Here is a 24,863-nt window from a genome sequence, read left to right as displayed (position 1 = left end):
CCGCCGGCCTGCTGGACGACGTTCAGCAGGCCGGCGGCCGACCCGACCCCATGAGGACGGCGGCGCGCCAGGGGGCGGCGAAGAACGCGACGCTGGTCATCGTGTTGCAGGTGCAGCTCGGCCTGAAGCGCATGACGAACCACGCTTGGCGGCGAATGCGCGTGCGTTGTCGCCGCATGTCACGGTTTCCCCGGCGGCGGCCACCACCGACGCGGCTGTGACACAACCATGACACGGCGCGAACGAGGCGGGGATGCGGCCAGCAGACAGTGAACGGGTTGCACCGGCGGGCGAGTTACGGAGCGATCCGGCCGCTCGCGTCGGGTCGATGCTGTTCGGCCGGGGTGGCCTCGGTGACTGCGGCGTCTCCCTCATCAAGCAGGCGAGGTGAACCGGCCGGGGCTGCTGTGACCGTCCGCTGGGACAGAACGTTACGACAAAGGCGATCACGAAAGGGAGAAGGCGTGGCTGATGACGGGAAATGGGACCGGCATTCGGTGTTCCGGGGCGCCGCCGTGCTGGCCGGTGCCGCCGCGACCGCGCCGCTGCTGGGTGCGGCGGCCACGGCGTCAGCCGGCAGCGGTGACGCGGACGCGCTGTTCAAGGCCGGGGAGTTCGAGCAGGCCGGCCGCGCGTACGAGGAGATCCTGAAAACAGACCCCACGAACGTGCATGCGGCCCGCCAGCGCGGCTATGTAGGGCTGCTGTCCAACCGGTTCCCCGACGCCGAGAAATACCTCAAGATGGCCATCGACCTGGCGCCCGACGACAGCCCGAGGCTTCTCAGTTACCTGAGATGCAAGGTGTACGGCCTGAAGCTTGGCGACACCGAGCTGGACCAGCTCGCCTCCCTCGTCGCCGGCAATCGGTACGGCGACATGAGCTTCAGCTCAGCGGGCCGGGAGTGATTGATCACTGCTGCTCAGAGCGGATCATCTAACTGTTGAACCTCGGCGCTTGGTTCGGCCCGTAAGGGGCCCTTTTCATCCTTCAGCAGCACGAGCGCGTGATCAAGGGGCGGATCCCTTCTTGTCGTTCCGGCAGTGCCCATGCCCCGCCGGGTGCGACGCGCAAAGCGGCACCGCAGTTACATGCCTGCAACCTGTCTGGCCGCGGTGTCCACTTCGGGCTGGGCGCATCCGTCCACGACTGGAGCGACCCGTTCGGCCGGCTGTTCCTCCAGACCCTCGCCATGGTCGCGGGGTTCGAAGCGAACATCGGGCACCAGCGCACCCGCGAAGGCATGGCCCTGGCCAAGAAGAACGGCAAGCTCAAGGGCAAGCAGCCCAAGCTGCCCGAACCGGCGCGGCGTTCCATCCGCCACCGCTACGCCGAAGGCGAGGTCTCCCTGGCCGACCTGGCCACCCAGTACAGCGTCGGCCGCTCCACCATCTACCGCATCATCCACGGAGCCCCAGAAACCCCTAGGTAGAAAGCGGGATCACCGCCTACTCTGCCCCTCGCCGTAGCTATGGGAGCTCCGGGCCGGTTTGGGATCCTGCGCAGCGAGGTCACGGCGTCCCGACCGGCGAGCCCCGGCTCCTGCGCCACGACCCTGGCCAGGCCGCCGGTCGGCTGAAGATTCTCAGAGCGTGACCGAGCGCAGCAGTTGCTCCAGGCGCCGCTCGCCGTCGCGGGTCTGCGCGCCGGCCGCGAGCGCGCTGCGGAACAGTTTCTCCGCAGCGGGCCGGGCGAACTGACGTGCCCATGCCTCGTGCTCGCGCACCATCCCGGCGGCCAGGTCCTGCGGCGGCAGGGCACTCTTGACGGCCGCGATCGTGCCGTCCGGCAGGTCCGCGATGTTTCGGGCGAGCCGGTCGACGAACGCGTCGATCTCGTCGGCCGGCAGCGCGCGATTGACCCAGCCGTAGCGTTCGGCCGTCTGCGCGTCGAACAGATCCGCACCAAGGACGATCTCCAGAGCGCGGTTGCGGCCCGCCCGGGCCAGCAGGTACTGCGTGCCGCCGCCACCGGGCACGATGCCGCCCAGCACCTCCATCTGGCCGAGCCCGGCCCGGCCGATCGCCGCGAAACTCATGTCGGCCGCCGCGACGAACTCGGCCCCTCCGCCACGAGCCATCCCGGTCAGCTTGACGATCGTCACCTGGGGCTGGGTGCGCAGGGCCTCGCCGAGTGCCTGGAAGACGTTGAGCCCGGCCGGCGCCCCGGCGGTCGGGTCGGCGGTGGCGTCCTCGTCGTCCACGAGCGTCATGTCGACGTGGGCGATGAAGAACTCCGGGTCGGCGCTCTCGAACACGACAACCTTGGCCGTCTCGTCCTCCCGCAAGGTGGTCAGCAGCGTCATCAGGTCGGCCATCATCGCCAGGCTGAGAACGTTCACGGGAGGGTTGTCGATGACGACCTTGACGACGCCGCGGTCGCGCGTCACGTGCAGGGTGGGGAAGGTGGGCTGGCTCACGCCGGGGGACTCCTATCCGGAAGCGGCGACGGCAACGCGACAGTGGCTGCCGCGCCGCTAGGTATCTGATGTATACCTATGGTTGGGTGATCGCCCGGGGGCGTCAATAACGCACTTTTGGCATCTCAAGCATCGCGGAGGATACCTAGGTGACCGATACCAGCGAGCCGGACTGGACCTTCCGCGCCGACTGCCCGACCCGTCCGATCCTCGACCAGATCGCGGACAAGTGGTCGATGATGACGATGGCGGTGTTGGCCGAGCCGAAACGGTTCAACCAGATCAAGCGCCGGCTCGAGGGAGTCACCCAGCGCGTGCTCACCCAGACCCTGCGTCGTCTGGAACGCAACGGCATGATCGAACGCCGTGTCCTGCCGACCTCGCCCGTAGGGGTGGAGTACTCGCTCACGCCACTCGGCGAGTCGCTGCGCGAGCCGTTCTTGCACCTCTACACCTGGGCGGTCGAACACGCCGACGACATCGGCGCCCGGCAGCGGGCCTACGACGCGCGCTCCGCAAGCGCCCGCTCCAGTGATGGTTGAGCGCTCATCGTCCGTGATCGGCACGGCGGCAGTTCGCGGTCTCGGGCTGTTGGGACAACCGCCGGTCGGCGGGCCGCCCAGGCAAGGCATTCCGGCTCCTTCGTCGAGCTGGTCGCGCCACACGCCTTCGCTCTCCTCCAAGTAGTCGCCCTTCCCCCATCGCCCGTACGGTCCACGTGCCTTACGTGCCTGACAAGATCGTCGCGCTCTGACCTGCGGAAATAGGCAACAACCCAAGATAACGATTGAGCCCTGAGCTGCGCAGCGCGCCGTGAGGCCGTCAGTCTGTCCCGGTGGCGGGCACAGAGCCGGGCCCGCCGTCAGACCAATCCATTCCGACGGTGTAGTGGTCGATGCCGCTGTGGCCGGGAACGTTGTTGCATCGGAACCACATCCCGAGATATATGCTGTCGAACTGCTGTGTGGTGTCCCATGCCAGTTTCAGTGCGTTGCAGAACCCTTCGGGGAAATTCACTCCCGGCCGCCCGAACAGGCCTAAAACGCCCAGAGCACGGAAGATGAGGAGCTGGGCCGTATCCCGATTCTCTGGTGGTTCGGCGACGATGACACCCCAGACGGCGTTGTCCTCGGCTTCAGTCAGGTAGCGCAGGGGCGGGGGAAGCGGGACCGGCGTGGGGATCTGATCTTCGGACATGCCGTCACCATGGCATAGGGGCGTTGCCCCCGTCACCATGGCCACTTCGCGGACGGTGCCCTTCTCCCCCGGTCCCCTGCGTCGTACCTCGCTGGTCTGCCGCAAGCGGGGTTCGGACACACGGTTCGATGCACCTTTGATCGTCCGGTGTGCTTTCGGCGAGCTCGACGACGGTGGGGTCCACCCGGACGAGGGGCATGCCCATCATGGCGCCGAGCGAACGTGGGGTGGTGAGCACAGCGCGCAACAGGGCGATGCCGTCGTAACCGCTGCGCAGGCCGTCGTCCTCGCGCAAGGGGATCTCGTAGGCCGCCAGCCGGTCCGCCCGGCAGGCGCCGGCGGCGCCGACGACCACCCTGATCGCCTCGGCCGGAGCCGCGACTGGCAGAACGCCGCGGACACGCTCGGGGTCGAGGAGCAGGGCGTGGATGCGGTGGAGCAGCAGTCGGATGATGTCGACCTGCTGCTCCATGATTTCTTGGCGTGATTATGTCATCCCCCCATTTAGCCGCCCGTGGCCCTGCATCCAAGCAGGCGCTACATGATCGTTATCCAGAGGGGTCGAGCAGAATTGACGTTCTGGCCAGTGCGCTGATCGCCGTTGCCCCTTTCCGGCTTACGTGGCGTGCCCCGTCGAGACATGCCCCTCGCCGTAGCTTCGGGAGCACTGGGCCGTCCTGCGTAGGCCGCGTTGAGCAGTGCTGCACGGCCCCCGCCACCTTGGAACGTCCCGCCGCCCTCGGGGCATCCAGTTCCCTTTGCTAGGCTGACTTTAGGTCTAAACTCCAAGGAGGGATGAACATGACACGCACGACAGTGGTCACCGGCGGGGGCACCGGCATCGGCAAGGCGGTGGCAGCGCGCTTCGCTGCCGACGGCGACCAAGTCGTGATCATCGGCCGCCGCGCCGACACGCTGGAGCAGGCAGCCAAGGAGATCGGCGCCACCGCGCTGCCGGCCGACCTGAGCGAGCCGGCGCAGGTCGAGCGCGTGCGCGCCGACCTGACCGAACGCTTCGCCACGATCGACGTGCTGGTCAACAACGCGGGCGGCAACGTCGAGACGCACGGCGGTTCCGGCGGCCTCGCGGAGCGGTGGACGGGCAACTTCCGGGCCAACGTGCTGACGTCGGTGCTGGCGACCGAGGCGTTCCGCGAGCTGCTCAACCCGTCCGGGCGGATCGTGTTCATCAGCTCGATCGCGGCCTTGCGGGGTTCGGCCGGCACCTCCTACGGCCCGATGAAGGCGGCCCTGCACCCGTACGCGTTCGACCTGGCCACCGCTCTCGGACCGCGCGGCATCACGGTGAACGTGGTCGCCCCGGGGTTCATCGAGGACACCGAGTTCTTCGGCGGCACCCTGGACGACGGACGCCGCGCGACGCTCGTCGCGCAGACCCACACCGGTAGGCCCGGCACACCGCAGGACATCGCCGGGACCGTGCACTGGCTCGCCTCGCCCGACGCCGGGCACATCACCGCGCAGATCATCCAGGTGAACGGCGGCGCCGAACGTGGCCGCTGACCCGCCGCGCGACGGCGCCGACGCCATCCAGGATGCCTGGCGGCGCGAGCTGCCGGGCGTCCCGGTGGAGTCGATCGGAGTCATCACCCGGATCTGGTGGGCGGCCAAGGTCTTCGGCGACGAGCGCCGCCGCCTCCTGGCGAAGCTGGGCGTGGACGTCGCGACGCTGGATCTGCTGTCCACGCTGCGGCGTAGCGGCCCGCCGTACCGGATGAGAGCGGGCGAGCTGGCCGAGGCGTGCATGGTGACGCGCGGCGCGATCACCCAGCGCGTGGAGCGGGCGGCCCGGGCCGGGCTGGTCGAACGGACCACCGCCGGGTCGGGCTACCACGCGCGCGCGGTCGCCCTCACCGACGCGGGCAACGCCCTGCTCGACCGCGTCGTCGCCGACCTGCTCGCCACCGAGGACCGCCTCATCGGCCACCTCGCGCCCGAACGCCGCGACCAGCTCGCCGACCTGCTGCGCGACCTGCTCGCCGGACTGGACGGCACGACTGTGACCGGGCAGGTCGGGGACTGAACCCCACGTTCCGAACGTGGCCTCGATCCGTCGAATCAGCCGCCGGCTGCTTGACCCTTATCGTGACGGCGCGACGGGCTGAGGGTGAGAAGGTCCCCTCAGCTGTGCGTGGCCCAGTAGCGGCAGTGATGTTGTGCTGCGACATCTCCGTCGCGTCCATCCAGGGTCAGGGTGTGGACATCGTTCGCGCTGGTACTGGTCAGCGGCTTCCAGCGGGGCAGGCCGGGACCGTTCGGGTTGCCCATGGCGGCGAAGTTGGTCCAGTAGCTGGCCGGATGGGGAACGGGTGTCGATGGCGGCTCCCAATCGTCAAAGAGATAGGACAGTTCGGCGCCGGCCGGATCCCTTGCCGACAACCGCTTCGCGGCCCGGCCGAAGGCGGTGCGCAGGGAACTGCCCGGCTCCTGCGGCAGTGTGTCCGTTCCGTAGGAGGGTGCCCAGGTGGCGGGCACCTTCTGCTGCGCGGCGAGCAGTCGTGAGGTGGGCACGCGGCGCAGGCAGGGCATCGTCCGCGTCGCGTCCGTGCATGCGACCGGCTCGGCGACAGCTGCGGCGATGCGCTCGCCGTCCTGCCGGGACGGCCAGATCGTGTCTCCTCCGGCGGGGTCGATGCCCAGCTGGCGCATCGAGCAGCCACCGCTCTGGGTGATCGCCTTGTCGAACAACCCTGTCGCTACGGGTGAGGTCAGCTGGGCGCAGGTGCTGAAGGCACCGGCGTTATCTGGGGTCGCCGTGAGGCGTCAGGCACGTAGGGCATGTGGGGGTGGTGCGCACGTGGCTTGCGGACATCCAGGGGTTGTTCTGTCACGTCAGCCACGTAAGGGATGTGCCGTGCTCCAGACTTCGCCCTGAACAAACGGTGGGAGCGTACGCAGCGCACCGTCGGACCCCCGTCCGTCTCCACGGTTTGTTCAGGGGAATGTGGCACGCCGGCGTCCGGCAAGACCCTCACCATCGTCTGCTGGAGGTTTCCGTGTCGGAGGCCGACTACGGGTACGACTGCCTGCGCCTACGCGCCGCTCGGGAGGCACAGGGGCTGACGGTGGCGGAGATCGCGGCCGCTGCCGGTCTGTCGGAGCGGGCGGTGACCTTCTACTTGGCCGGCACCCGCCGCCCTCGCGCTCCGGTCCTGCCGCGGCTGGCTCGTGCGGTCGGCTCGCCCGAACCTCTCGACCTGTGTGACCTGCGCGACGGCGAGGGGATCGTGCATCTGCGCGTGCGAGTGGGCAAGAGCCGCGTCCAGATCGCCGCCGCCCTCGGGTGGCACCCCGACACCTCTCGGGACTGGGAGCTCGCCGGACGGGCCGAGGACAAGATGGGCGGAGAGCAAGCCCGGGAGAGCGATTTGGACCAGCCGGAGCGGGGTCGCTGGGCATCCGCGCCGTTCTTCAACCGGGACGTGCTCCAGCGCGGAGCCATGGTCGACGGCGGCTGGCGGCCGCCGGTGTACGGGCCTTACCAGTACGGCAATCCCAGCCACTTCGCAGCGTTCGAAGTCCCCGCCGAACGCCTCCGCCAGGCCCTCCAGCGCATCCGCGCAGACCGAGAAGCACAACTCGGAGAACTCCTACGTGGCTGACGCGCCTTACACCTCCCCGAGCTCCTGACCAGCGCTTTCGCTCAACCACCCCAGATAAGCGACGGGTCGTGGTCCAGGCGGCGGAAGGCCCGCGGGGCACCGCGGTGCATGCCGAGTACGAGCGCCTGGGCCTGGGCCTGGGCCTTCGACGTTGTGTACCGTCCAGCACATCCCTAGGGGACGTCGCACAGGCCAACTATGTTCCGTTTTACCTTGTCCCACTTCACGGCGTTATCGACGGTGCGATTGAGAATGTCATAGATCGGTTTGAGGGCATTGCCCGATGCGCAGCAGCTATCGGCACTTGAGTAGAGGCCTACTCATGCGCGAACGCGGCGCAGGAACCAGAGTTCCCGTAGCAAGCTCAGGCCTGAATCTCGGAGGACACATGGCACTGAAGCGAACCCTGGGCGTTCTGACCGGAGCAGGCGTCCTCGTGCTCGGCGGCGGGGTGGTGGCGTATGCCGCCATCCCCGATGGAGACGGCGTGTTCAACGGCTGCGTCGCCAAGCTGACCGGAGTTCTGCGGGTCATCGATCCCGCCGAGGGACAGCGATGCCTGGTCGTCGAAACACCGATCAGCTGGAACCAGGTCGGATCACAGGGTCCGGCTGGCCCACAAGGCCCACAGGGTGCCCAGGGGCCCCAAGGGCCGCCTGGCGTGGGTGCCAGCGGGCCCGTCTTACGAGTTGGCGCCGACGTCCACGTCCCCCAGGGGGAGAGAGCCTCCACCTTCGCGGCGTGCGAGCCAGGCGAGGTCGCCACCGGCGGCGGCTTCCATGGGACCATTGTCGCTGATTGGACCATTGAGAAATCCCAACCGGCGCTCATCCCTGAGGACCAGCAGGGCGCGAGCGTAGGTAGGCCCGGAGAGCCCGTCAACGGATGGTGGGTCATAGCAACGCCGACGCGCAGCGGATCGGGGTCGATAAGGGCCGAGGTTTGTGTATGAAGGTGAGATGACGGCATCCAGGACGGAATGCTCCTCCACGCTGGGTTCCAGCAGTCCGTAGCAGATGTCCATGCGCCTGCCTCGACCTTGACGTCCTCGTCGCCGTGGACGATCCACCGGGTCGCCAACGCGACGCCGTCCTCGGCGACGACCAGGCCGTCGGGCAGGTCCGCGTCCGACAGCGAGCCGACGCCGGCCAGGTGGTCACCGCTCTGGCCCATGGCGATGGTGTATGCGCGGTCACCAAGCCTCGAGACGGGCGATGATCTGGACGCTGTGGCCGGGACGAGGGCGAGGGAAGGCGGTACGGAGAGCACGCTGAGCGACGAACTGAGTGACATCCGGAATGCACTGCCCCGCTCAGCTGTGCACAACTCTGCACACGAAAACATCGAGTTCCAGGACACGCTCAAGCCGGTCGGCAGATTGTCCGTGCCCGCAGGTTGTCCGTGCCCGCAGGCTCCTATCTGGCGAGCGCGTACTTCTCACTGCGGAACGACTACGACTCCGCCGTACATCAGGTGACCTGCAGGCTCGCGGCCAACTGTCCACCCGGCGAGGCCCCGATGGATCAATTCGCGCTGTTCAACCTGCCGGTGCCGCGACAGGCGCCATATAGCATGCAGCAATGCCTTCACCTTGACGGAGCCCGGCTCCATCGTCCCGTCATGCCATGCAATCCCCGGCTGGACGGCACGGGTGACCAACATCCAGCTGACGCGATCCAGGCGTCCGCCGTGGTGAACGAGGACATCCGGGTCGAATGACTTCGTGTATCGGCATCCTCTGCCTGTCGTGCTGATCGCCCGGCGGAAGTTGAGCATGCCCTACTCATGCGGCGCCGCCGGTGATCCCTGACGCTGTTGACCATGACAAAACTCGTGGCGCTGTTCCTAGTGTTCTGGGGTCCTCTGTACCACCCGACGTACCTCGCCTCGATGTCCGGGACGTACGAGAACGGCGTGGTCGACGGGGAGATCTGGGCATACGCCGGCCAGTGCGCCAGGGCCTTCATCGAGACCAGCTACCAGCCTGCGGGCGCCGGATATTACATCAAGCGGTGGTCATACTCGGAGCCTGCCTGCTCGCCGACGGCGTTGGAGACTACGACACCGTTCCAGATGTACCTTGACGGGCCGGTCGAGGAGATCACCCACATCGGCGCCTCCGTCTGTCGGTGGACGGCATGGGAGTCCATGACCTGCGGCCCTACCCAGACCATCTTCGCTCGCTGACTTAGCTGGCCCCGTGCTCGCTGACCGCCTCTGCGCCGGGTTCTGCCGTACCCCATTTCTCGCCGACCTGGCCCACCACCGCCTGTGGCATCACCTCGGAAGGTTGCCCTGCCCCCAACCTTCCGGACTGCGGACCCCGAGTAGGGTTCGTCACGGAGGGGGGCGCTCCGATGGTTGCCGTAGGCGACCATGGCGACGGTATGCGGTATCGGGGTGGCCGTCATGACCCAGCGTGTGCGGCGACTTGTCGGTCTTGGCGCGCAGGGCGTTACTGCGAGCGGAAGACCATCCTGGCCGACGCCAGTAGCTTCCAGAAGGACGATCCCGCCGTCGTGCTCAGCCACGAAGTATCCGAGCCCACGACCTATCAGGGCACCCAGATCATCGAACTGGACTCCCCGCCGAATACTTCGCCCCACCACCCGAGCCACCGCTGATCGAGCAGATCACCCAGGCCGTGCGAAACCTGGCCGAGCGGCAGAGCGCGGTCGTGGCAGACCTGGAGGCACGAGTGGAGAGCGCGCCCGAGGCGGCACGCCAGTGGCTGGCGGACACGGCCAACTTCCACCGCAGCACCATGCCGAACATCACGGCTGTGGCCGACACCTGGCGCAGAACCCCGAGCCGGCGCTGGCCGAAGCCGACGCGCTGGTGGTCGGCGGCGGCAGCACCGATGCACCTCTGGGGATTCCGGGCCCATGCAAGGGATGAACGGCGGACGCGCTGGCCGATACCGCGCCACGGCCGCCGCTGCCGGGGAACGCCGACCACCTCCTGGTGATCACCGCGCTTGAGGGACAGGGCCGCGAACCTCGCGCTTATGGCTGCCCGGTTCAGCACCGTGCCTTACAAGGCTAACAAGATCATCTCGTTCTGACCTGCGAGAAAGGGCCAAGAACCCAAGATAGCGATTGACGCCGCAGTCTTCTAACGGATGCTGGTGGAGTACTTGGAAGAGCGCCGGCCCGCCCTGGGCTACGTCAGTCTGAGGACGCTGGCCTACCCACTCGGGAGCCAATTCTGGGCCGACATCGAGCGGCATCACCCCGGCATCGACACACGCGACTGCCTGCCGAGATTGCCGCCGCCTGGAAACAGCGATTGCGGACCCGGACGAAGAAGTCCACGACCAGCGGCGGGGAGACCGTCGAGGTCATCGCCGAGCGCATCAACTTCCGCGAGAGCATGACCCCGGATCCACGCCTGCCAGGATGGCGTACGTCAGTGGCTGTTCCGTAGCGGCTCAGTGGTGGCACCGTGTGCAGCGCGGATGTTCAGATGCGTGCCGCCCGCCAGACTGGCCGTACATCGTCGAACAAGGAGGTCACGATGCCCGACCCGACCGTGTTCCCGGATGCGGGGTGAGCGTCATGGACGGGCTCTCGATCCATTGGACGCCGTTGCTTGCTGAAGAGCGGCACCCGCCCGCGGACTGGCCGGCCGAGCGGCCCAGCAGAGCCGATCGCCGCCACCGCTCTGCCTGCCGTATTCGACGCAATATCACCGAACGCGCCGCGGGGGCCCCGATGGCCGTTGTCCACCGGGTCCAGCGGGGGCCGGCGTCATGACCGACGTGGACCTGGACGCCCACGCCCGGGGGCTGATGGACGCCAACCTGTACGCGGTCCTGGGCACCGCCGGCGCCGACGGCATCCCGTGGACGTCGCCCGTCTATTTCGCGACCGCCGACTACGCCGAGATCTTCTGGGTGTCCAGCCCCGATACGCAGCACTCCCGTAACCTCGCCGCGCGCCCTGAGCTGAGCATGGTGATCTTCGACTCGACGGTGCCGGCCTACCACGGCCGGGCGGTGTACCTGTCCGGCACCGCCACCGAGCTGACCGGCCGCGACCTGGACCGCGGTATCGAGATCTACCCCGGAGAGCCCAGCCGGGGCGGGGCCGCCCTGTCGCTCGAGGACGTCACCGCACCGGCGGCGTGGCGCCTGTATCGCGCGACGATCAGCGAGGCGTCCGTGCTGTGCCCCCGCGAGGCGCGCCGACCGTGCCCGCTGCACGGCCTCGCCTCCGACCACCGCGCGCCCGTGATGCCCTGGCGCCATCCGGCCTAGTGCTCGACGGCGACAGGCGTCGCGGCGCGCCTCGATCGCGTGGACGACAGCGGCCATGTCCCGCCCGCCGCGCCACGGATCCACCTGCCGCAGGAGCAACGCTGCGGCAGGCCTCGAACAAGGAACATCTGTCTGGCCGTTACCCCACATCCCCGTGACGGTACGGGCAGGCCACATAGTCAGGCCAGGTGCGCTCGCCCTGCGCCGGCAAGGAAGGAAACCAATATGTCGAAGTCCGTGTTGTACATGTCGATGTCGCTCGACGGGTTCATCACCGGCCCGGACGACGGTCCGGGCAACGGTCTCGGGAACGGCGGTCTGCGGCTGCACGAGTGGCTCGGCAAGTCCGTGTCCGATCCGCCGTACTTCGACCCGCCGGGGTTGAGCGGGCAGGTGTTCGGTGAGTCGATGGCGACGGGTGCGGTCGTGGTGGGTCGCAAGACGTTCGACTATGCCGGTCACTGGCATGGTGATCACCATGGTGTGCCGATCTTCGTACCCACGCGTGGTGTCCCGCCGGCGCCGCAGAGCGGCTGGGTTCACTACGTGCCCGAAGTCGCAACGGCGATGCGTGAGGCCAAGGCGGCCGCCGGCGACAAGGACGTGATGGTGCACGGTGCCGCACTCGCCCAGTCGCTGCTGGGCGAGGGTCTGCTCGACGAACTGGAGATCCACCTGGTCCCGGTCGTGCTCGGTGCTGGGCGGCGGCTGTTCGGCGCGGACCGTATCGAGTTCGAGCTGACCCGGGTGCTCGACGCGCCCGGTGTCACGCACCTGCGCTATCGGGTGACCTCGGGGGCCGGCCGGTGACCACGGCGACCGGCGCCACCGCCGCACACCGGACAACTCCCGCGAACGAGGGTGGGTCCTCCCCACCCATCAGCTGGCGCCTGCAGATCCGCATCAGCCTCGTCCATCGAGGTCGAGCGCATGGGTGGGCGATGTCCACCGGAGCGCCCGAGCTGGTCATGAGAGTCGATCAATAGCCAGGAGTGTCCATGTCCAAGGTGTGGTTCGTGACAGGAAGCACGCGCGGTCTGGGGCGTGCGTTCGTCGAGGTCGCGCTCGAAGCGGGTGATCGCGTGGTGGCGACGGCGCGTAATCCGGAGCGGTTGCGGGATCTCCTCGGCACCTACGGCGATAGGGTGCTCGCCCTGCGGCTGGACGTGACCGCCCATGACGCGGCCGTACGCGCGGTCGCTCAGTCCGTGGAAAGGTTCGGTCGCATCGATGTCGCCATCAACACTGCCGGCTACAGCGACCTGGGCTCGTTCGAGGACACCTCGATCGACTCCTTCCGTACGCAGGTCGACACCGTCTTCTACGGCGTCGTCAACGTTTCCAAGGCGGTCGTGCCGATCCTGCGCGGGCAGGGCCATGGTCATCTCATCCAGGTCTCCTCGCTCAGCGCCCGCTTCTCCGCCCCTGGCCTGACCGTCCACCAGGCGGCGTATCGATTCCCCTGCCTGCTTCGGTGGGTAGGTGCAGGCCCCGCTTACCGGCGGGGCCTTTGCGTTTTCCCCGCCTAGTTCGGCCGACAGATCCCTCATCATGGCCGGTTCCGCCGGTTTTCGCCAGCGCTTGGACCCGGTCAGAGTCCGACGTTGCGCATGGCGTTGTCGCGCCAGCGGTCCACGGCGCGGATGTAGCGCAGCACGACGGGCGAGGCGGGGGCCCAGCGGCCGTGCTTGGCGATGACGGCGACGGGGACGCCGGCGGCGTAGGCCACGGTGGCGCCGCCGGCGCGCAGGCTGTGTGCGGTGATGGTCTCCGCGCTGGGCACGCCGGCCCGGACGGCGAGGTCGCGGACAATGGTGTTAACGGCGTCGGCCCCGAGCGAGGGCCCGATGGTGCCGTGCCGGTTGATGCGGCGCAGCAGCCGCCCGCCGGTGTGTCCTGCCTGGTCGAGCACGGCGAGCCAGTCGCGCCAGGCGGCGACGGGGTCGGTGAGCGGGTGGCTGCCGCGCGGGATCGCGATGGTCTCGCCGGCCGAGTCCTTGTCGGTCTTGGAGGTGCGGATGGTGACCTCGAGGCCGTCGGCGACCTCGCGCACGTCCTCACGCAGCAGGGCGACGAGCTCGCTGCGGCGGCCCATCAGCGCCAGGCCGAGCACGAGCAGTAGCCGGTCACGCCGCCCGATCGTCGTGTCCAGGTCGCAGGCGGCGACCATGGCGCGCAGCGCGTCGATGGTGACGGGCGGGGCCTCGCGCTGGCCGCGGCCACCGGCTTCGGCGCGCTGGCGTTTGTAGGCGCGCAGCGCGAGGCGGGCCGATTCGGTGGCGGGCCGTCCGGTGTGGCCGGCCAGGCGGTGCATGGTGCGCACCGCGGCGATGGCCTGCTCGATGCTGGCCGGGGCCTGCCCGGCCTCGCACAGCTGGGAGGTGTATTCGGCCAGAGTGTGGGCGGTGGCGGGCAGCGCGACGCGGCCGTGGTCGGCGCACCAGGCGGTGAAGGTGGCCCACTGGCGGGCGTAGGCGCGGCGGGTGTTGGCGGGCACGCCGTCGGCAATCCGGGTGCGGGTCTGCTCGCTGAGACTGTAGTCGGCGGCGCTGTGCGAGCCGGTATTTTCTGGCGGCACGAAAATCGGCGGCCGCTCCCCCGCCGTCGACGCCGGCAGCGTCTCCCAATCGTCGTCCACGCCCGTCTCCTGCCCGCTTCCGGCGCGTCCCGGCGCCGTAATCCTGACCCGCGATAAGGAAGGTTATCACGGGTCAGATCATAAGTAAGAACCGATTGCGAACGCACGAAAAGGCTGCGTTCGAACGCCACGAACGGTAATCTGTGAGACTGTGGCAGACGATCAGGAAACTGTGGCGGTGGCCAACCCAGCCGAGGACGGCGAGCCGGCCAAGAAAGAGAAAGCCGGGACGGATCCGGAGCCGCAGTGCGCCGGTCCTGGGTGCGCCAAGACCTTGCCCGGGCGCAGCAGCCGCGCCAAGTACTGCAGCGACGCCTGCCGGGCCGCCGCCTATCGGGCGCGCACCACGGCGCATGCCGCCCCCGTGGCCAACGCCCTGCTACGCACCCAGGACCTGCTGCCGCCGCTGCTGGCCGCCGGCGAGCAGTGGCAGACCGCTCAGGACGCGCTGCGTAGTCAATTGGCCGAGCTGAGCAGCGGCGCGCTCGCCCAAGTCGAGTCCGCCGAACAGGCCGCCGAGGAGGCCCGCGCCGCCGCGGCGGCCGCCGAGCAAAACGCCACGGCCGCGACCGCCGCCGCCGCCGCCCGCATCGCTGCCGCGGAACAGGCCCGCGAACAGGCCGAGATCGCCCGCGATCGCGCCGAAGAACGCGAACAGGATGCCTGGCGCCAGGTCGGCGAACACCAGGCCGCCCGCGCCCAGGCCGAGCAGAGCGCCGCCGACGCCGCCGCCCGGCAGCGCCAGGCCGAAACAGACCGCGCCGCCGCCCAGCAGCGGACCGCCCAGATTACCGAGTTGCACACTGCCGCGACTAGTCGCATCACCCAACTGGAGCAGGAGGCCGACGACCGGCAGCACGAGTTCGCCGGCCTGCGCCGCCAGGTACAGGCCCAGGAAGAGCGCGCGCGCGAGGCCGAACGCGAACGCGACCAGGCTCGCGGTACCGCCGCGGCGCACGCCCAGGAAATCGACCGACTCCACCAGGCGCTGGCCGCCGAACAAGAGCGACGCGAGCAAGCGGTCACCGCCGCGGCCGTGGCCGAGCAGGCACGCACCGCAGCCGACCAGGCCAAAGAATCTGCGGCCATGGAAGTGGAACGGTTGCGCGAAGAGCTCACCAAACTAACCGCAGCGCTGACGGAAGAACACCGCCAACGCGAGCAGGCGGTCACCGCCGCGGCCGTGGCACAGGCCCTCCTGCGCGAGCACGAGTGTCCCAGCCCGGCTGATCATTCCGCATACGCCCCAGCGGTTCCTGCCGACACGACGGAGGCATCTGTGCCGTCGGACATTAATCCGTAGATTCCGAGTTCGAGCCCCGGGCGCCCTACCACTCCACACCCCATCCGACCTGGGATTTCTCGTTTTCCATGGGCCTTCGGCGAGGCGGAGACACGCCGTTGGTTGCTCGCCGGTTGCTCTTCGGCACGGTTCGGGCACATGGCCCGGCGTTCTCAACCTCCGCATGGGGCCGTTTGCCAGGCCAGACCCCAAAGACGATCAAGAGAATGCCATGCCAGAAGCTCTGGCGGGCGTGTGGGGTGCGGAAACTCGAATTGCGCGCTGATCTGGGGCTTCGTACGTGCTGTGTGGGGACACTGGATCTTCTATGCTGCGCGGTGATACTCGTTGATGATGCCGCCGAGGATCTTATGGCGTTCGATCCGGTGCTTGGTCAGATCCGCCGGTTCCGGCGGCGCATCGGGAGGGAAATGGTCCAGGGACCGGTGGGGCCGTTTGCGGTTGTAATGATCGACGTAGGCACGAAGGACTGCTCTGCAGTGTCGCTCCCCCAGGATCAGCAGCCGGTCCAGGCATTCCCGGCGAACGCTCCCCACCCACCGCTCGCAGATCGCGTTCGCCCGCGGCGCGCGAACCGGCGTCTTGACGATCCTGCATCCTTCACCGATGAACACCTCGTCGAAGGCCGCCGTGAACTGGGCGTCGCGATCATGAACGATGAATTTCACGCTGGCCAAGCGATCGCCGAGGTCCATGATGAGGTTCCTGGCCTGCTGAGCCACCCATGGCCCGGTCGGGTGGACGGTCACACCGGCCAGATGGACGCGCCGGTTGAGGTGCTCGATGAAGAACAACGCGTACAGCTGGACACCGAACAAGGTCTCCACGTGGAAGAAGTCGGTTGCGATGATGCCCTGGGCCTGGGCGGTGAGGAACTGCCCCCAGGTCGGCCCCGAACGGCGAGGAGCGGGACCAAGCCCGGCACGAGCAAGAATCATCCGGACCGTGGTCGGCGAGACGCGGTGACCCAGTTGCTTGAGCTCGCCATGGATGCGCTGGTAGCCCCAGTTCGGATTCTCCTGCGCCAGCCGGATCACCAGCTCACGCACCGTATCGGGCATCGGCGGGCGGCCTGGTGTCCGGCGGGGATAGCGCCATCGTCGCCGCATCAGATCACGGTGCCAAGCCAGCAACGTCGCCGGAGTGATGAAGAACGCACTCCAGCGCACGCGAGGAAGCAACGCGACAACGCGGCCAGCCACACCCGATCCGCAGGCTGCAGCAGCGGACGGGCGATCTGCCGCCGGAGCACGGCGACCTCATGCCTCAGCACCAGGATCTCGATTTCCTTGACGCCGCCGCTACGCGCGAGCAGCACCAGCCCTCCGACCAGATGCCGGACAATCATGTAGAGCACTGACCACATCATGCCTAGAGAACATGCCAGACGATCAGCCTTGATCACCGTATAACCGCAGGTAGCAGTACCAGGTCGAGTTTCCGCATCCCGCACCCATCTGAGCGACGTCGCCGGATATCGCTCAGGTCTTCAAAGCAAGGCGGCCCGCCTCAGAAGCTGGGGCGCGTCCGCTACGAGGGAATGACGTACGCGTTGGTGCTAGACCGGCCGGTGCCGTTCACGGCGGTGATGTACAGGAACGGCCGGCGCGGATCGACGTCGGTGGGCGTGGTGAAAGGGACCCATGCGGCACTCGCCTCGTCCGGACCTTGGGCGACGGTCACCGTCTTCATCGCCGCCCCGGCCCGAGCGTACCGGACCTTGATCGTCCCACCCGCGAAGTTGTGGCCGATGATCGCGATCCCCGCCGCGTTCCTGGTCGCGCCGACGATGCCCGCGCCGAGGTCCTCCTCGACGAAGCCATCACCCCGCCCCAGGTCGGGCCCGGCTGCCGGCTGTCGGGCGGATCCTGGCTGTCCTATTACGACGATCAGCCCGTCGACGACCCCGCCCAACTCGACGTCGACCACATGGTATCTGTAACTCCGCATAGATCAGCGATGTTCAGGCAGGTCAGAACGTCGATGACATACCGCTGACAGTCTGACCGGGGGTGCATCTATTCGCCGTCCAAGGCTGCGAGCCGTTTACCGGATCTGCCGATGAGAGGGCTCAAGTCTCCCGCGAGCAACCGCGCGGTCCGGCTAGGGACTGCGAGCCCGTTGTCTATACCTTGCTCGCCACCACCATGTAGTTCTCGGCCTCAGGGTTGAACGTGCTCATTTCCGCCCGGAGTCCGACGCGGTTCAACTCGACTTCGAGTTCGTCGTATCGGTACGGCCAGCACGACAGCAGTTCCGAGCGGACAAGAACCGACCCAGCCGCATCAACTTGCGCGATCGCAATCTCGATGTGGTGCTCGTCCTCCCAATGCGGCGCAATCTCCCAGCGGTAGACCACGACGGCATTGCGACCGTTCCGGCGGACGAGTCGGTCACTGATGTCCAGCCGGGAACCTCTGGCCCTCACAAGTTCCCAAGTACGGGAGGTGAGCACCAAGCGCCCGCCAGGGCGCAGAAGCCGTGACATCGACTCCAGAGCAGCAACCCTGCCTCTCGCGCCCACGGCATGGTGCAGCGAGTTACCAACGCAGAACACCATGTCGAAGGTGGCGTCATCGAAGTGGTCGGGCAACTCTTGCCAGTCCGCCCGCACTGTCCGGACAGATGCCTTGAACTCCTCAGACAACTCCGCGGTCCGGCGAACCATCGCTTCGCTGGCGTCAGTTGCGACAACCTGCATGCCAAGACCGGCGAGGCCGACCGCCAACTGTCCGGTTCCGCACGAACAATCGAGGACGTCAGCGTTCGACGGGAGGAGACTGAGGACGTCATCGAACGACGCAGCGAAGTCGGCCGGAGCCAGCTTTGCATCCGAGATGAGCCACTCGTACACCTCGGCAAGCGCATTATAACCCGTCACAACTACTACCTCCGTCACGCGGCAGACTCACGGTGGGACGTCAGTACATCAGCGGAGCAAGTCGGGCCACAAATGGTTTCGCAAGGGCAGCCCGTCCGCTCACGACCGCATTCCGCGCGCTTCGTGTCATCCCTCATACGCCTGAAGTCGCCGTCGCAGGCTGAGATTCTCGCCGTGCGCAGCGGCCAGTGCCTTCTGCAACTCCGCGACCTCGGTGCGGTGCTTGGCCTTCGCCTCACGAAGTTGGCCGGCCAGTGCTCGGACTGCACTGCTGGTCGTGTCCTCAGCCACATCGGGCGCATCGGCTGGCGGTGTCGAGCGACCACGAGCCTTCTGTCGTAGGGCCGTGATCTGGTCGCGGAACTGCGGGTGTCGGTAGAGGAAGTCGGTCGACACCTGCGCGTGGTTGGCGACTGCGACGAAGTGGACCTGGGCATCCTGACGGGGTCCCGCTCGCCGAAGCCTGGGATTCAGGCGCCTACGACTGGACCGCCGCCCAACGCCAGGACTACGCCAACGACCTGCGTGATCCCTGGCACCTGGTCGCTGTCACCGCCCGCTCGAACAGGCAGAAAGCCGATCAAGATCCCTCCACCTGGCAACCGCCGTACGAGCCCGCACGCTGCCGGTACGCCGCCGAGTGGACCGTTATCTTGGGTTGGCGGCCTTGTCTTGCAGGTCAGAGCAAGATGATCTCTTCTTCCACGTGTGGCACGTTGACCGCCTCTTCCAGCGCCGTATGTCAGTCCCCGGCTTTCCGGCCGGTTCCTGCCGCCCCGCCGCTCTCCTTGCTCTCGGCCAGGCGCAGCGTCTGCCACCCATCCGCCGTCTCCTCCACCCGCCAGGGGGGCGGCCACCTCTGCCGCACCCCCTCGGCCGCGGGCGCCACACGCACGTCCTCCAGGACCGCCGTCTCCAGCCCCGTTGCACCATCGAACAGGGCATGGCCGATGAAGGTCGCCCCGCTGAACAAGGCGTTGCCTGCGAAGACCACTCCGTCGAACCGGGAACCCACGTTGAAGGTCGCCTCCTCGAACGAGACTTCGCCGGTGAAGGTCGCCCTGTCGAACCGGGCGCCACGGGTGAAGGTCGCCCGGAAGAACCAGGCGTCTCCGGTGTAGGTCGCCCCGCCGAACCAAGTACCGAGGGCGAAGGTCGCCCCGCCGAACGAGGCCTTGCCGGTGAAGGTCGCCCCGCCGAACTGGGGACCGAAGGTGAAGGTCGCCCCGTCGAACGTGGCCTTGCTGGTGAAGGTCGCCCTGTCGAACCGGGCGGCGTTGAAGGTCGCTTTTTCGAACGAGACTTCGCCGGTGAAGGTCGCCCCCTCGAACAAGGCGTCGTCTACGCGACAGTAGCTCAGGTCGAGGTCGATCAGGATGGCGCCGGTGAGATCCAGGGTGATGTCGGGCCAGTGTCGCGGGTTGGGGTCAGGGGGTCGGCGTTGCCACCAGCGGTGGTGGGGTGGAGGCTCATCATGGCGTAGGTGGGCGGTCAGGATGCGCTGGGCGGTGAGGCGGACCTGGCGCTCCTCGAGCGGGTCGCGCCCGGCCGCCGGGGCGGAGACGCCGGCGATGGCGGCGCGCGGCACAGCAGGCTCGTCGGCGCTCTGGTCCGGGTTCTGGCCCGGAGGCGGGACGAACGGCATCCGGAGATACGCACAGATCACGTCCACGATGGTCTGCCGCAGTGTCGGGGTGTCCTGGGCCAGGCGTTCCAGGGCGTATAGGCCGGCCAGCCGTACCGGGGCCTGGTCGTTGCCGAGCTGCTCGGCGGCCTTGCCGTAGAGCTCGGTCACCCGGCGCTCGGCGGCGTCGTGCGTGGTGTGCGCGGCGGTCAGCTCCTGGTGCCGCTGGCGGCGTACGGCCAGCAGCAGGGTCACCGCGGCGCCAACGCCGGCCGCGGCCGCCAACGCCGTCCTGGTCGCCTCGATCCGGGCGGATACCTGCCCGGATACCGGCACCGTGTACAGGTCCTGCAGCAACCACGCGGCCGTCCCCCACGCGGCCGCGCCGATCAGCAGCGCCGCGGGCAGGGTCCACCACCACATCGAACGCGGCGGCCGCAACTCGGGCGGACGCGCAGACGGCCGGGGAGAGCGCCGGAAAAGCCCCATGCATCGATTCCACCCTGCCGCGAACCGTTCCGAGGCGCATTGCTCAACTCGTGATCGCACCCGAACACCATGAGGTGCGGCCTCGGCACCGTGAGGTTTCACCCTCACTGAAGAACCCTCACCACCATCGCTATCTGGGGTTCGGAAGCGAAGTAGCTGGTCAACGCGATACGGGCACCCGTCGTCAGCCCGGCCGGCGCGGGCATGGGCCTGCTTCCAGGCGCCCAAGAGGCCGGGCAGGTGCGTGAAGGGGCGCGCATGCTCGCCGAGACCCGCCCGGACGCGGCCGCCGCGGTGGCCATGCTGGCCGGGCTCGGCACCCGCAGCGGCTCGCTGCTCACGCTGACCGTCGGAGACATCCGCACGCTCGTCGACTTCCCCGGCGTCCGCCATCTGACCGTCTCCTTCCGCAACAAGGGCGGCACGGAGGAACTGCTCCCGCTGCCGACGCTGGCCACGGAACTGCTCAAACCGCTGCTGACCGGCCGCGCCGCCACCGAGCTGCTGTTCAGCAAGCGCGACGGGTGGCCCATCGACCGCTGGTGGGCCGCCGGCGCGCTGCGCGAAGCCGCCCGGCTGGGCGGCATCCCTGCCGAGCGCGCCGCGCAGCTGCACCCGCACATGCTGCGCTCCACCTACATCACCCACGCCTTCGCCCTGGTCATCGCACCGGACAAGGTGCAGGCCGCCGCCCGGCACGCCGGCATCGCCACCACGCTGCGCTACAACCACCCCGACCAGGACCTCGGCGGGCACGTCGCCTACCAGCTCGAAGCCGACTTCACGACCGAGACGAGTAGCGAATCGGGAGAGGCCCCGACATGATCTCTGCGCACGCGGCTCGTTCCAGCGCCGAGTTCGCCGCCGCGTGGTGGGCGAACTACCTGTGCGCTCCAGACGTCGAGGAGGGGGACCTGGCTGAGGTTGACCCGGCCACAGCAGTGCTCGAACCCACCATCGCGGTGATGCCAGCATCGGCGGTCGATGAGGGGGTGATCAGCCAAGAGCAGGTATCTCGGTTGTTCACCGGCATAGCCGAACGTGTGAGGGTCGAAGTCGGGCACGGTCGGCGAGTCCGGCTCCAGGTGAGCCGCCACGCCGTGGACGCGATCCTGGGCGGCGCTCTGGCCGACGCGGAGATCGACCTGAGCGACGGGCGTCTGGCGTTCGCTCTTCCGTCTGCCGCCATGGAGATCACCCATGACGCTGTTGTCGTCCAGCACGCCTACACCACTGATCCTCCGCAGATCGTGTGGCAGCCAAGCTCCGATCAAGCCGGCTCGTAGATTCCGCGCGGCCGCGGTGCCTGCAAGACGCCCTCCGCGCCAGCCGTTGGCGGGAGTAGATTGTTGACGAGCGATCGGGACAAGGTGAGCCGACATGGCACATCGAGTTCGAGGGGTGTCGGAACAGAGAAGCGGAGACCGACATGGAATCCGTTGATCTGCCACTCGACATCCGTCCCTTTGCACGCGGTGGTCGCCCCAAGAGCTAGGTGCCCTACACGGGGCGTGGTTTCCCAGACCGTGCCTCGCCCAAGGGCTGGGCTGTTGCAGTGCGAACTCGTCCCACAAGCCGTGGGGCGGGGTTCCCCCGACTACACGCGTTCGTGCCTGCCATCGGAAAGGACGGGGTCGATGTCCCCAGCCCTTCGTAAGGACAGCTAGCACAAGGTGTGGGCTGCGATCGGTGAAACGGTCAGCAGCCCCTACGTCTGGCTCCTACCGATCGCTCTACCAGTCGTGGCGTTTCTGGGAGTCCTTCGCCTTATGGCCAAGGGCGACGCACACAAGGTGGAGTCGCTGAAGTGGAAGACCAGATTCCTTGGCGAGCTTGAGCTGACCTTCCGCGAATCGGACTCCTCCGACATGGGGGACAGCAGTGGCGATGCCTTATCGGGCAACGTACCTGCATGGAAGAGATGGTGGCGTCGCCTACATAGGCGGGAGTGACCGCTCCTCCGAGGCATGAGCCCTCGAACCTTCCGCGGCCCGGCCATCCATCATGGCCGGGGCCTGCTGCTTTCAGGGTGCCCTAGCCGTCGAACCCCTCCAGCCGCCAGACGCGGCGGGCCACGTCCACCGAGGCCCACAGCCCAAGTACCCCGGCGGCCAGGTGGAGTTCGACCGCACATAAAAGCACTTAGCGAGCAACGCGACCTGGGAAAACGCGTCGCAGGGCGTTATCACGGCCCTCGCCGTTGACGGCGCGATGACCGCCGGCCGACGGGGGATCCCTGCTCAGCCTCGGGGCGTGGCGTCCTTCGCCGGCATGTCCAGCACCTGGAAAAGCATCGTCACGTACCGGGCGAGATCCTCCGGGGGCGCCTCGGCGAGCGCCGTCGTCCCGAGGACGCGGCGCATCAGCCACAGCCCCGCCTGCACGGCGAGCATCAGTTCCGCCCTCATCCCCGCTCCGGCACCGGACAGTTCCTCGCTCAGGTGCCGCCCGGCATGCCGGGCAATGGCGTCGCGCATGATCTCAGCCGCCCGCGGGTTGGCGGCCGACCTGAGCATGAGCAGGAACGGTCCGAGCTCTTCGGCCTCCGGTGCCGTCCGGGCCACGAGTGTCCGCGCGGTCTGTCCGGCCAGTTCCGTGCCTGTGCCGGTGATGACGGTGCGCGGGGCGAAGGCCACGTCGACCGCTTCGGCGAACAGGTGCTCCTTCGAGCCGAAGTAGCGGTTGATGAGCATCGCGGTCACCCCCGCGTTGTGGGCGATGTCGCGTACGCCCACTCCGTCATAGCCGTGCCGGGTGAAGGCGGTCACCGCCGCGTCGAGGATGGCCTGCCGGGTGGCGGCGGCGTCGCGTCGGCGCCGGTCGGGGGCGGGTTCGGAACTCATTCTACAAGTGTATACTTCGAGTAAGTCTACGACCGTAGACATGCGTTCCTGGGGGGAATCATGAACTTGCACCTGACCGGAAAACGTGCACTGGTCACCGGCTCCAGCTCGGGTCTCGGCGAGGTCACCGCCAAGGCGCTGGCCGCCGAAGGGGCCGCCGTCGTGATCCACGGTCGCGACCGCGTCCGCGCCGAGTCCGTCGCCGCCGCCGTCCGAGCAGAGGGTGGCGGCGCCGAGGTCGCCATCGGCGACCTGACCACCGACGCCGGCGCCGATGCGGTGGCCGAGGCGGCGCTGGCCGGTGGGCCGGTCGACATCCTGGTCAACAACGCCGGCGCGTATCCGCACCTTTCCTGGCACGACGCCTCCGCCGAGGACTGGCGCCGGACCTACGAGGTCAACGTCGTCTCCGGGGTTCGCATGATCCAGCGGATGGTCCCCGGGATGTGCGAACGCGGCTGGGGCCGGGTCATCCAGATCGGCGGCGGACTCGCCGTGCAGCCGATCGCGGACCTTCCGCACTACACGGCGACCCTGGCCGCCCGCCACAACCTGACCGTCTCCCTCGCCCGCGAGCTGAAGGGCAGCGGCGTCACCTCCAACACCGTCGCTCCCGGCGCCATCCTGGTCGACGCCGTCCAGCGGTTCGTCATCGACCTGGCTCCCGCTCGCGGCTGGGGTCAGATGTGGGAGGAGATCGAGCGCAACGCCATCGAGGACCTGGCGCCCAACGACGTCGGCCGCTTCGGCCGGGCCGAGGAGATCGCCGCCGCCGTCCTCTACCTCTCCGGCCCACTCGCCGACTACGTCACCGGCACCACCCTCCGCGTGGACGGTGGCGCGGTCAAAGGCGTCCACTGACCCAGCAGGCAGATGCGGAACTTCGCGACTCCGCCTTGTCGGTCATCTCCCGTTGCGGGATGGCGTCGAGCACGAGGCCGAGGAAGCCGTTCACGCCGAGGCAGGGGTTCATGGCGATCCGCTCGACACCCTCGGGCGAGGGCAGCAGTGAGCGGGTGATCGGCCCGGCTTGGGGGCAGAAGCCCTTTCGCCGGTGGCGGGTCCTTGGATTGCGCCTGGGACGGCTGATCGGCGCTGGCCTGATCACCCCGGAACTCGCACCCGGTGCGGAAGTTGAAGGACAAGATCGCGATCAACAGCCCGCTGACAGTGGAGCGACGATTCATGGAATCAAGCGTGTGATCCCGACTGCCGGATCGTCATGAGTAGCCCCCTGCGCATCGCCAGCACAGCGGCACGTTTTCCGGCGTGCTCCGGCCGCCCCCGGGGTTGAAGTCGCCCAGCAGAACGATCTTGTCCAGATCTTCCGCGGCGATGGCCGCGCCCAGTGCGGCGGCGCTCTCGTCCCGCCGGCCGGTGCGAAGCCGTCTGGCAGTCGGATACGGACCGAGGGCAGGTGGGCGATGTACACGGCCACGTCGCCGGATGGCGTCCGCACGGTGGACCGCACCCCTCGGCTCCGGTCTCCTCCGACCTCCACGGGCCTGATGTCCACTGGCCGGGAGTTCGCAAGGGGATACCTGGACCAGAGTCCGACAGTGCCCGAGACCGTGTGGTACGGATGGCC

29 protein-coding genes and 1 pseudogene are annotated in these 24,863 nt (G+C 68.2%); 17 read left to right on the top strand and 13 right to left on the bottom strand.

The window, feature by feature from the left end; all coding sequences use genetic code 11:
* From AB0J87_RS37695 to AB0J87_RS37685, 3 genes are all read left to right on the top strand, one after another.
* The coding region (locus AB0J87_RS37695; RefSeq protein WP_363973450.1) for a hypothetical protein at window positions 1-221 on the top strand (221 nt) is incomplete at its 5' end.
* A 243-nt stretch (window positions 222-464) separates the two neighbouring features.
* The gene (locus AB0J87_RS37690; RefSeq protein WP_363973447.1) at window positions 465-908 is read left to right on the top strand and encodes a tetratricopeptide repeat protein; all 444 of its coding nucleotides are present in this window, start codon (window positions 465-467) and stop codon (window positions 906-908) included.
* A gap of 98 nt (window positions 909-1,006) precedes the next feature.
* Entirely contained in the window at window positions 1,007-1,432 is a 426-nt protein-coding gene (locus tag AB0J87_RS37685) for a recombinase family protein (RefSeq protein ID WP_363973444.1), read from the top strand.
* A gap of 153 nt (window positions 1,433-1,585) precedes the next feature.
* On the opposite strand, the gene AB0J87_RS37680 is transcribed toward AB0J87_RS37685, so the two are convergent.
* Entirely contained in the window at window positions 1,586-2,419 is an 834-nt protein-coding gene (locus tag AB0J87_RS37680; RefSeq protein ID WP_363973441.1) for an enoyl-CoA hydratase/isomerase family protein, read from the bottom strand.
* Window positions 2,420-2,568: 149 nt separating this feature from the next.
* Here AB0J87_RS37680 and AB0J87_RS37675 point away from each other — a divergent pair, with 149 nt between their 5' ends.
* Window positions 2,569-2,961 (top strand): helix-turn-helix domain-containing protein, encoded by a 393-nt coding sequence (locus tag AB0J87_RS37675; protein ID WP_363973438.1) that lies wholly within the window; start codon window positions 2,569-2,571, stop codon window positions 2,959-2,961.
* A 280-nt stretch (window positions 2,962-3,241) separates the two neighbouring features.
* Here the strand turns inward: AB0J87_RS37675 and AB0J87_RS37670 are convergent, their stop codons facing one another.
* Together AB0J87_RS37670 and AB0J87_RS37665 are read right to left on the bottom strand one after the other, a co-directional pair.
* A complete protein-coding gene (locus AB0J87_RS37670) occupies window positions 3,242-3,616 on the bottom strand; it encodes a hypothetical protein (RefSeq protein ID WP_363973435.1) in 375 nt (124 codons plus the stop codon).
* 4 nt (window positions 3,617-3,620) lie between these two features.
* The gene (locus tag AB0J87_RS37665; RefSeq protein ID WP_363973432.1) at window positions 3,621-4,088 is read right to left on the bottom strand and encodes a hypothetical protein; all 468 of its coding nucleotides are present in this window, start codon (window positions 4,086-4,088) and stop codon (window positions 3,621-3,623) included.
* Window positions 4,089-4,417: 329 nt separating this feature from the next.
* Between AB0J87_RS37665 and AB0J87_RS37660 the strand changes: the two genes are divergently transcribed.
* Window positions 4,418-5,140 carry an SDR family oxidoreductase gene (locus AB0J87_RS37660; protein WP_363973430.1) on the top strand — a complete coding sequence of 241 codons (723 nt, stop codon included), beginning with the start codon at window positions 4,418-4,420 and terminating at the stop codon, window positions 5,138-5,140.
* Window positions 5,130-5,660 carry a MarR family winged helix-turn-helix transcriptional regulator gene (locus AB0J87_RS37655; protein WP_363973427.1) on the top strand — a complete coding sequence of 177 codons (531 nt, stop codon included), beginning with the start codon at window positions 5,130-5,132 and terminating at the stop codon, window positions 5,658-5,660. Before AB0J87_RS37660 ends, AB0J87_RS37655 begins: the two co-directional genes overlap by 11 nt.
* Window positions 5,661-5,758: 98 nt before the next feature.
* Here AB0J87_RS37655 and AB0J87_RS37650 read toward each other — a convergent pair.
* Window positions 5,759-6,370 (bottom strand): annotated as a pseudogene (locus AB0J87_RS37650) (carboxylesterase family protein); the annotation flags it as partial.
* A 263-nt stretch (window positions 6,371-6,633) separates the two neighbouring features.
* Here AB0J87_RS37650 and AB0J87_RS37645 point away from each other — a divergent pair.
* The gene (locus AB0J87_RS37645; RefSeq protein WP_363973424.1) at window positions 6,634-7,239 is read left to right on the top strand and encodes a helix-turn-helix transcriptional regulator; all 606 of its coding nucleotides are present in this window, start codon (window positions 6,634-6,636) and stop codon (window positions 7,237-7,239) included.
* Window positions 7,240-8,676: 1,437 nt separating this feature from the next.
* Here the strand turns inward: AB0J87_RS37645 and AB0J87_RS37640 are convergent.
* A complete protein-coding gene (locus AB0J87_RS37640; protein WP_363973421.1) occupies window positions 8,677-9,015 on the bottom strand; it encodes a hypothetical protein in 339 nt (112 codons plus the stop codon).
* A 45-nt stretch (window positions 9,016-9,060) separates the two neighbouring features.
* On the opposite strand from AB0J87_RS37640, the gene AB0J87_RS37635 reads away from it, so the two are divergent.
* The 5 genes from AB0J87_RS37635 to AB0J87_RS37615 all read left to right on the top strand — a co-directional run bounded on the left by AB0J87_RS37635 (window position 9,061) and on the right by AB0J87_RS37615 (window position 13,026).
* Window positions 9,061-9,426, top strand: coding sequence for a hypothetical protein (locus AB0J87_RS37635; RefSeq protein ID WP_363973419.1), 366 nt, complete (start codon window positions 9,061-9,063; stop codon window positions 9,424-9,426).
* Window positions 9,427-9,883: 457 nt separating this feature from the next.
* On the top strand, window positions 9,884-10,207 hold the full coding sequence (locus tag AB0J87_RS37630) for a hypothetical protein (RefSeq protein ID WP_363973416.1): 324 nt from the start codon (window positions 9,884-9,886) through the stop codon (window positions 10,205-10,207).
* A gap of 783 nt (window positions 10,208-10,990) precedes the next feature.
* Window positions 10,991-11,497, top strand: coding sequence for a pyridoxamine 5'-phosphate oxidase family protein (locus tag AB0J87_RS37625; protein WP_363973413.1), 507 nt, complete (start codon window positions 10,991-10,993; stop codon window positions 11,495-11,497).
* A 225-nt stretch (window positions 11,498-11,722) separates the two neighbouring features.
* Window positions 11,723-12,307, top strand: coding sequence for a dihydrofolate reductase family protein (locus AB0J87_RS37620; RefSeq protein WP_363973410.1), 585 nt, complete (start codon window positions 11,723-11,725; stop codon window positions 12,305-12,307).
* Between the two features lie 188 nt (window positions 12,308-12,495).
* Window positions 12,496-13,026, top strand: a complete 531-nt coding sequence (locus AB0J87_RS37615) for an SDR family NAD(P)-dependent oxidoreductase (protein ID WP_363973407.1) — start codon at window positions 12,496-12,498, stop codon at window positions 13,024-13,026.
* Between the two features lie 62 nt (window positions 13,027-13,088).
* Here the strand turns inward: AB0J87_RS37615 and AB0J87_RS37610 are convergent, their stop codons facing one another.
* Window positions 13,089-14,135 carry a tyrosine-type recombinase/integrase gene (locus tag AB0J87_RS37610; RefSeq protein WP_363973404.1) on the bottom strand — a complete coding sequence of 349 codons (1,047 nt, stop codon included), beginning with the start codon at window positions 14,133-14,135 and terminating at the stop codon, window positions 13,089-13,091.
* A gap of 151 nt (window positions 14,136-14,286) precedes the next feature.
* Between AB0J87_RS37610 and AB0J87_RS37605 the strand changes: the two genes are divergently transcribed.
* A complete protein-coding gene (locus tag AB0J87_RS37605) occupies window positions 14,287-15,438 on the top strand; it encodes a hypothetical protein (RefSeq protein WP_363973401.1) in 1,152 nt (383 codons plus the stop codon).
* A 305-nt stretch (window positions 15,439-15,743) separates the two neighbouring features.
* Here the strand turns inward: AB0J87_RS37605 and AB0J87_RS37600 are convergent, their stop codons facing one another.
* The 6 genes from AB0J87_RS37600 to AB0J87_RS37575 form a co-directional block, all read right to left on the bottom strand.
* Window positions 15,744-16,547 carry an integrase core domain-containing protein gene (locus tag AB0J87_RS37600; protein ID WP_363973398.1) on the bottom strand — a complete coding sequence of 268 codons (804 nt, stop codon included), beginning with the start codon at window positions 16,545-16,547 and terminating at the stop codon, window positions 15,744-15,746.
* On the bottom strand, window positions 16,547-16,795 hold the full coding sequence (locus AB0J87_RS37595) for a hypothetical protein (protein ID WP_363973395.1): 249 nt from the start codon (window positions 16,793-16,795) through the stop codon (window positions 16,547-16,549). The genes AB0J87_RS37600 and AB0J87_RS37595 overlap by 1 nt, the downstream gene beginning before the upstream one ends.
* 173 nt (window positions 16,796-16,968) lie before the next feature.
* Window positions 16,969-17,388 carry a hypothetical protein gene (locus AB0J87_RS37590; protein WP_363973392.1) on the bottom strand — a complete coding sequence of 140 codons (420 nt, stop codon included), beginning with the start codon at window positions 17,386-17,388 and terminating at the stop codon, window positions 16,969-16,971.
* 175 nt (window positions 17,389-17,563) lie between these two features.
* Complete coding sequence (locus tag AB0J87_RS37585) at window positions 17,564-18,337, bottom strand: class I SAM-dependent methyltransferase (RefSeq protein WP_363973389.1); 774 nt, start codon at window positions 18,335-18,337, stop codon at window positions 17,564-17,566.
* A 108-nt stretch (window positions 18,338-18,445) separates the two neighbouring features.
* The gene (locus AB0J87_RS37580; RefSeq protein ID WP_363973386.1) at window positions 18,446-18,715 is read right to left on the bottom strand and encodes a hypothetical protein; all 270 of its coding nucleotides are present in this window, start codon (window positions 18,713-18,715) and stop codon (window positions 18,446-18,448) included.
* 346 nt (window positions 18,716-19,061) lie between these two features.
* Window positions 19,062-20,432 carry a pentapeptide repeat-containing protein gene (locus AB0J87_RS37575; RefSeq protein WP_363973383.1) on the bottom strand — a complete coding sequence of 457 codons (1,371 nt, stop codon included), beginning with the start codon at window positions 20,430-20,432 and terminating at the stop codon, window positions 19,062-19,064.
* A 258-nt stretch (window positions 20,433-20,690) separates the two neighbouring features.
* Between AB0J87_RS37575 and AB0J87_RS37570 the strand changes: the two genes are divergently transcribed.
* Together AB0J87_RS37570 and AB0J87_RS37565 are read left to right on the top strand one after the other, a co-directional pair.
* Window positions 20,691-21,257, top strand: a complete 567-nt coding sequence (locus AB0J87_RS37570) for a tyrosine-type recombinase/integrase (RefSeq protein ID WP_363973380.1) — start codon at window positions 20,691-20,693, stop codon at window positions 21,255-21,257.
* The gene (locus AB0J87_RS37565; protein ID WP_363973378.1) at window positions 21,254-21,718 is read left to right on the top strand and encodes a hypothetical protein; all 465 of its coding nucleotides are present in this window, start codon (window positions 21,254-21,256) and stop codon (window positions 21,716-21,718) included. Before AB0J87_RS37570 ends, AB0J87_RS37565 begins: the two co-directional genes overlap by 4 nt.
* 954 nt (window positions 21,719-22,672) lie before the next feature.
* On the opposite strand, the gene AB0J87_RS37560 is transcribed toward AB0J87_RS37565, so the two are convergent.
* Window positions 22,673-23,275 carry a TetR family transcriptional regulator gene (locus tag AB0J87_RS37560; RefSeq protein ID WP_363973375.1) on the bottom strand — a complete coding sequence of 201 codons (603 nt, stop codon included), beginning with the start codon at window positions 23,273-23,275 and terminating at the stop codon, window positions 22,673-22,675.
* A gap of 60 nt (window positions 23,276-23,335) precedes the next feature.
* Here AB0J87_RS37560 and AB0J87_RS37555 point away from each other — a divergent pair, with 60 nt between their 5' ends.
* Window positions 23,336-24,136: an SDR family NAD(P)-dependent oxidoreductase gene (locus AB0J87_RS37555; RefSeq protein ID WP_363973372.1), complete on the top strand. Its 801-nt coding sequence runs from the start codon at window positions 23,336-23,338 to the stop codon at window positions 24,134-24,136.
* 110 nt (window positions 24,137-24,246) lie between these two features.
* The gene (locus AB0J87_RS37550; protein ID WP_363973369.1) at window positions 24,247-24,501 is read left to right on the top strand and encodes a hypothetical protein; all 255 of its coding nucleotides are present in this window, start codon (window positions 24,247-24,249) and stop codon (window positions 24,499-24,501) included.
* Window positions 24,502-24,863 lie beyond the last annotated feature (362 nt).

It is taken from the genome of Nonomuraea sp. NPDC049625, from assembly GCF_040675285.1.
GTDB lineage: Bacteria > Actinomycetota > Actinomycetes > Streptosporangiales > Streptosporangiaceae > Nonomuraea > Nonomuraea angiospora_A.
This window is presented reverse-complemented; position numbering and strand designations above follow the sequence as displayed.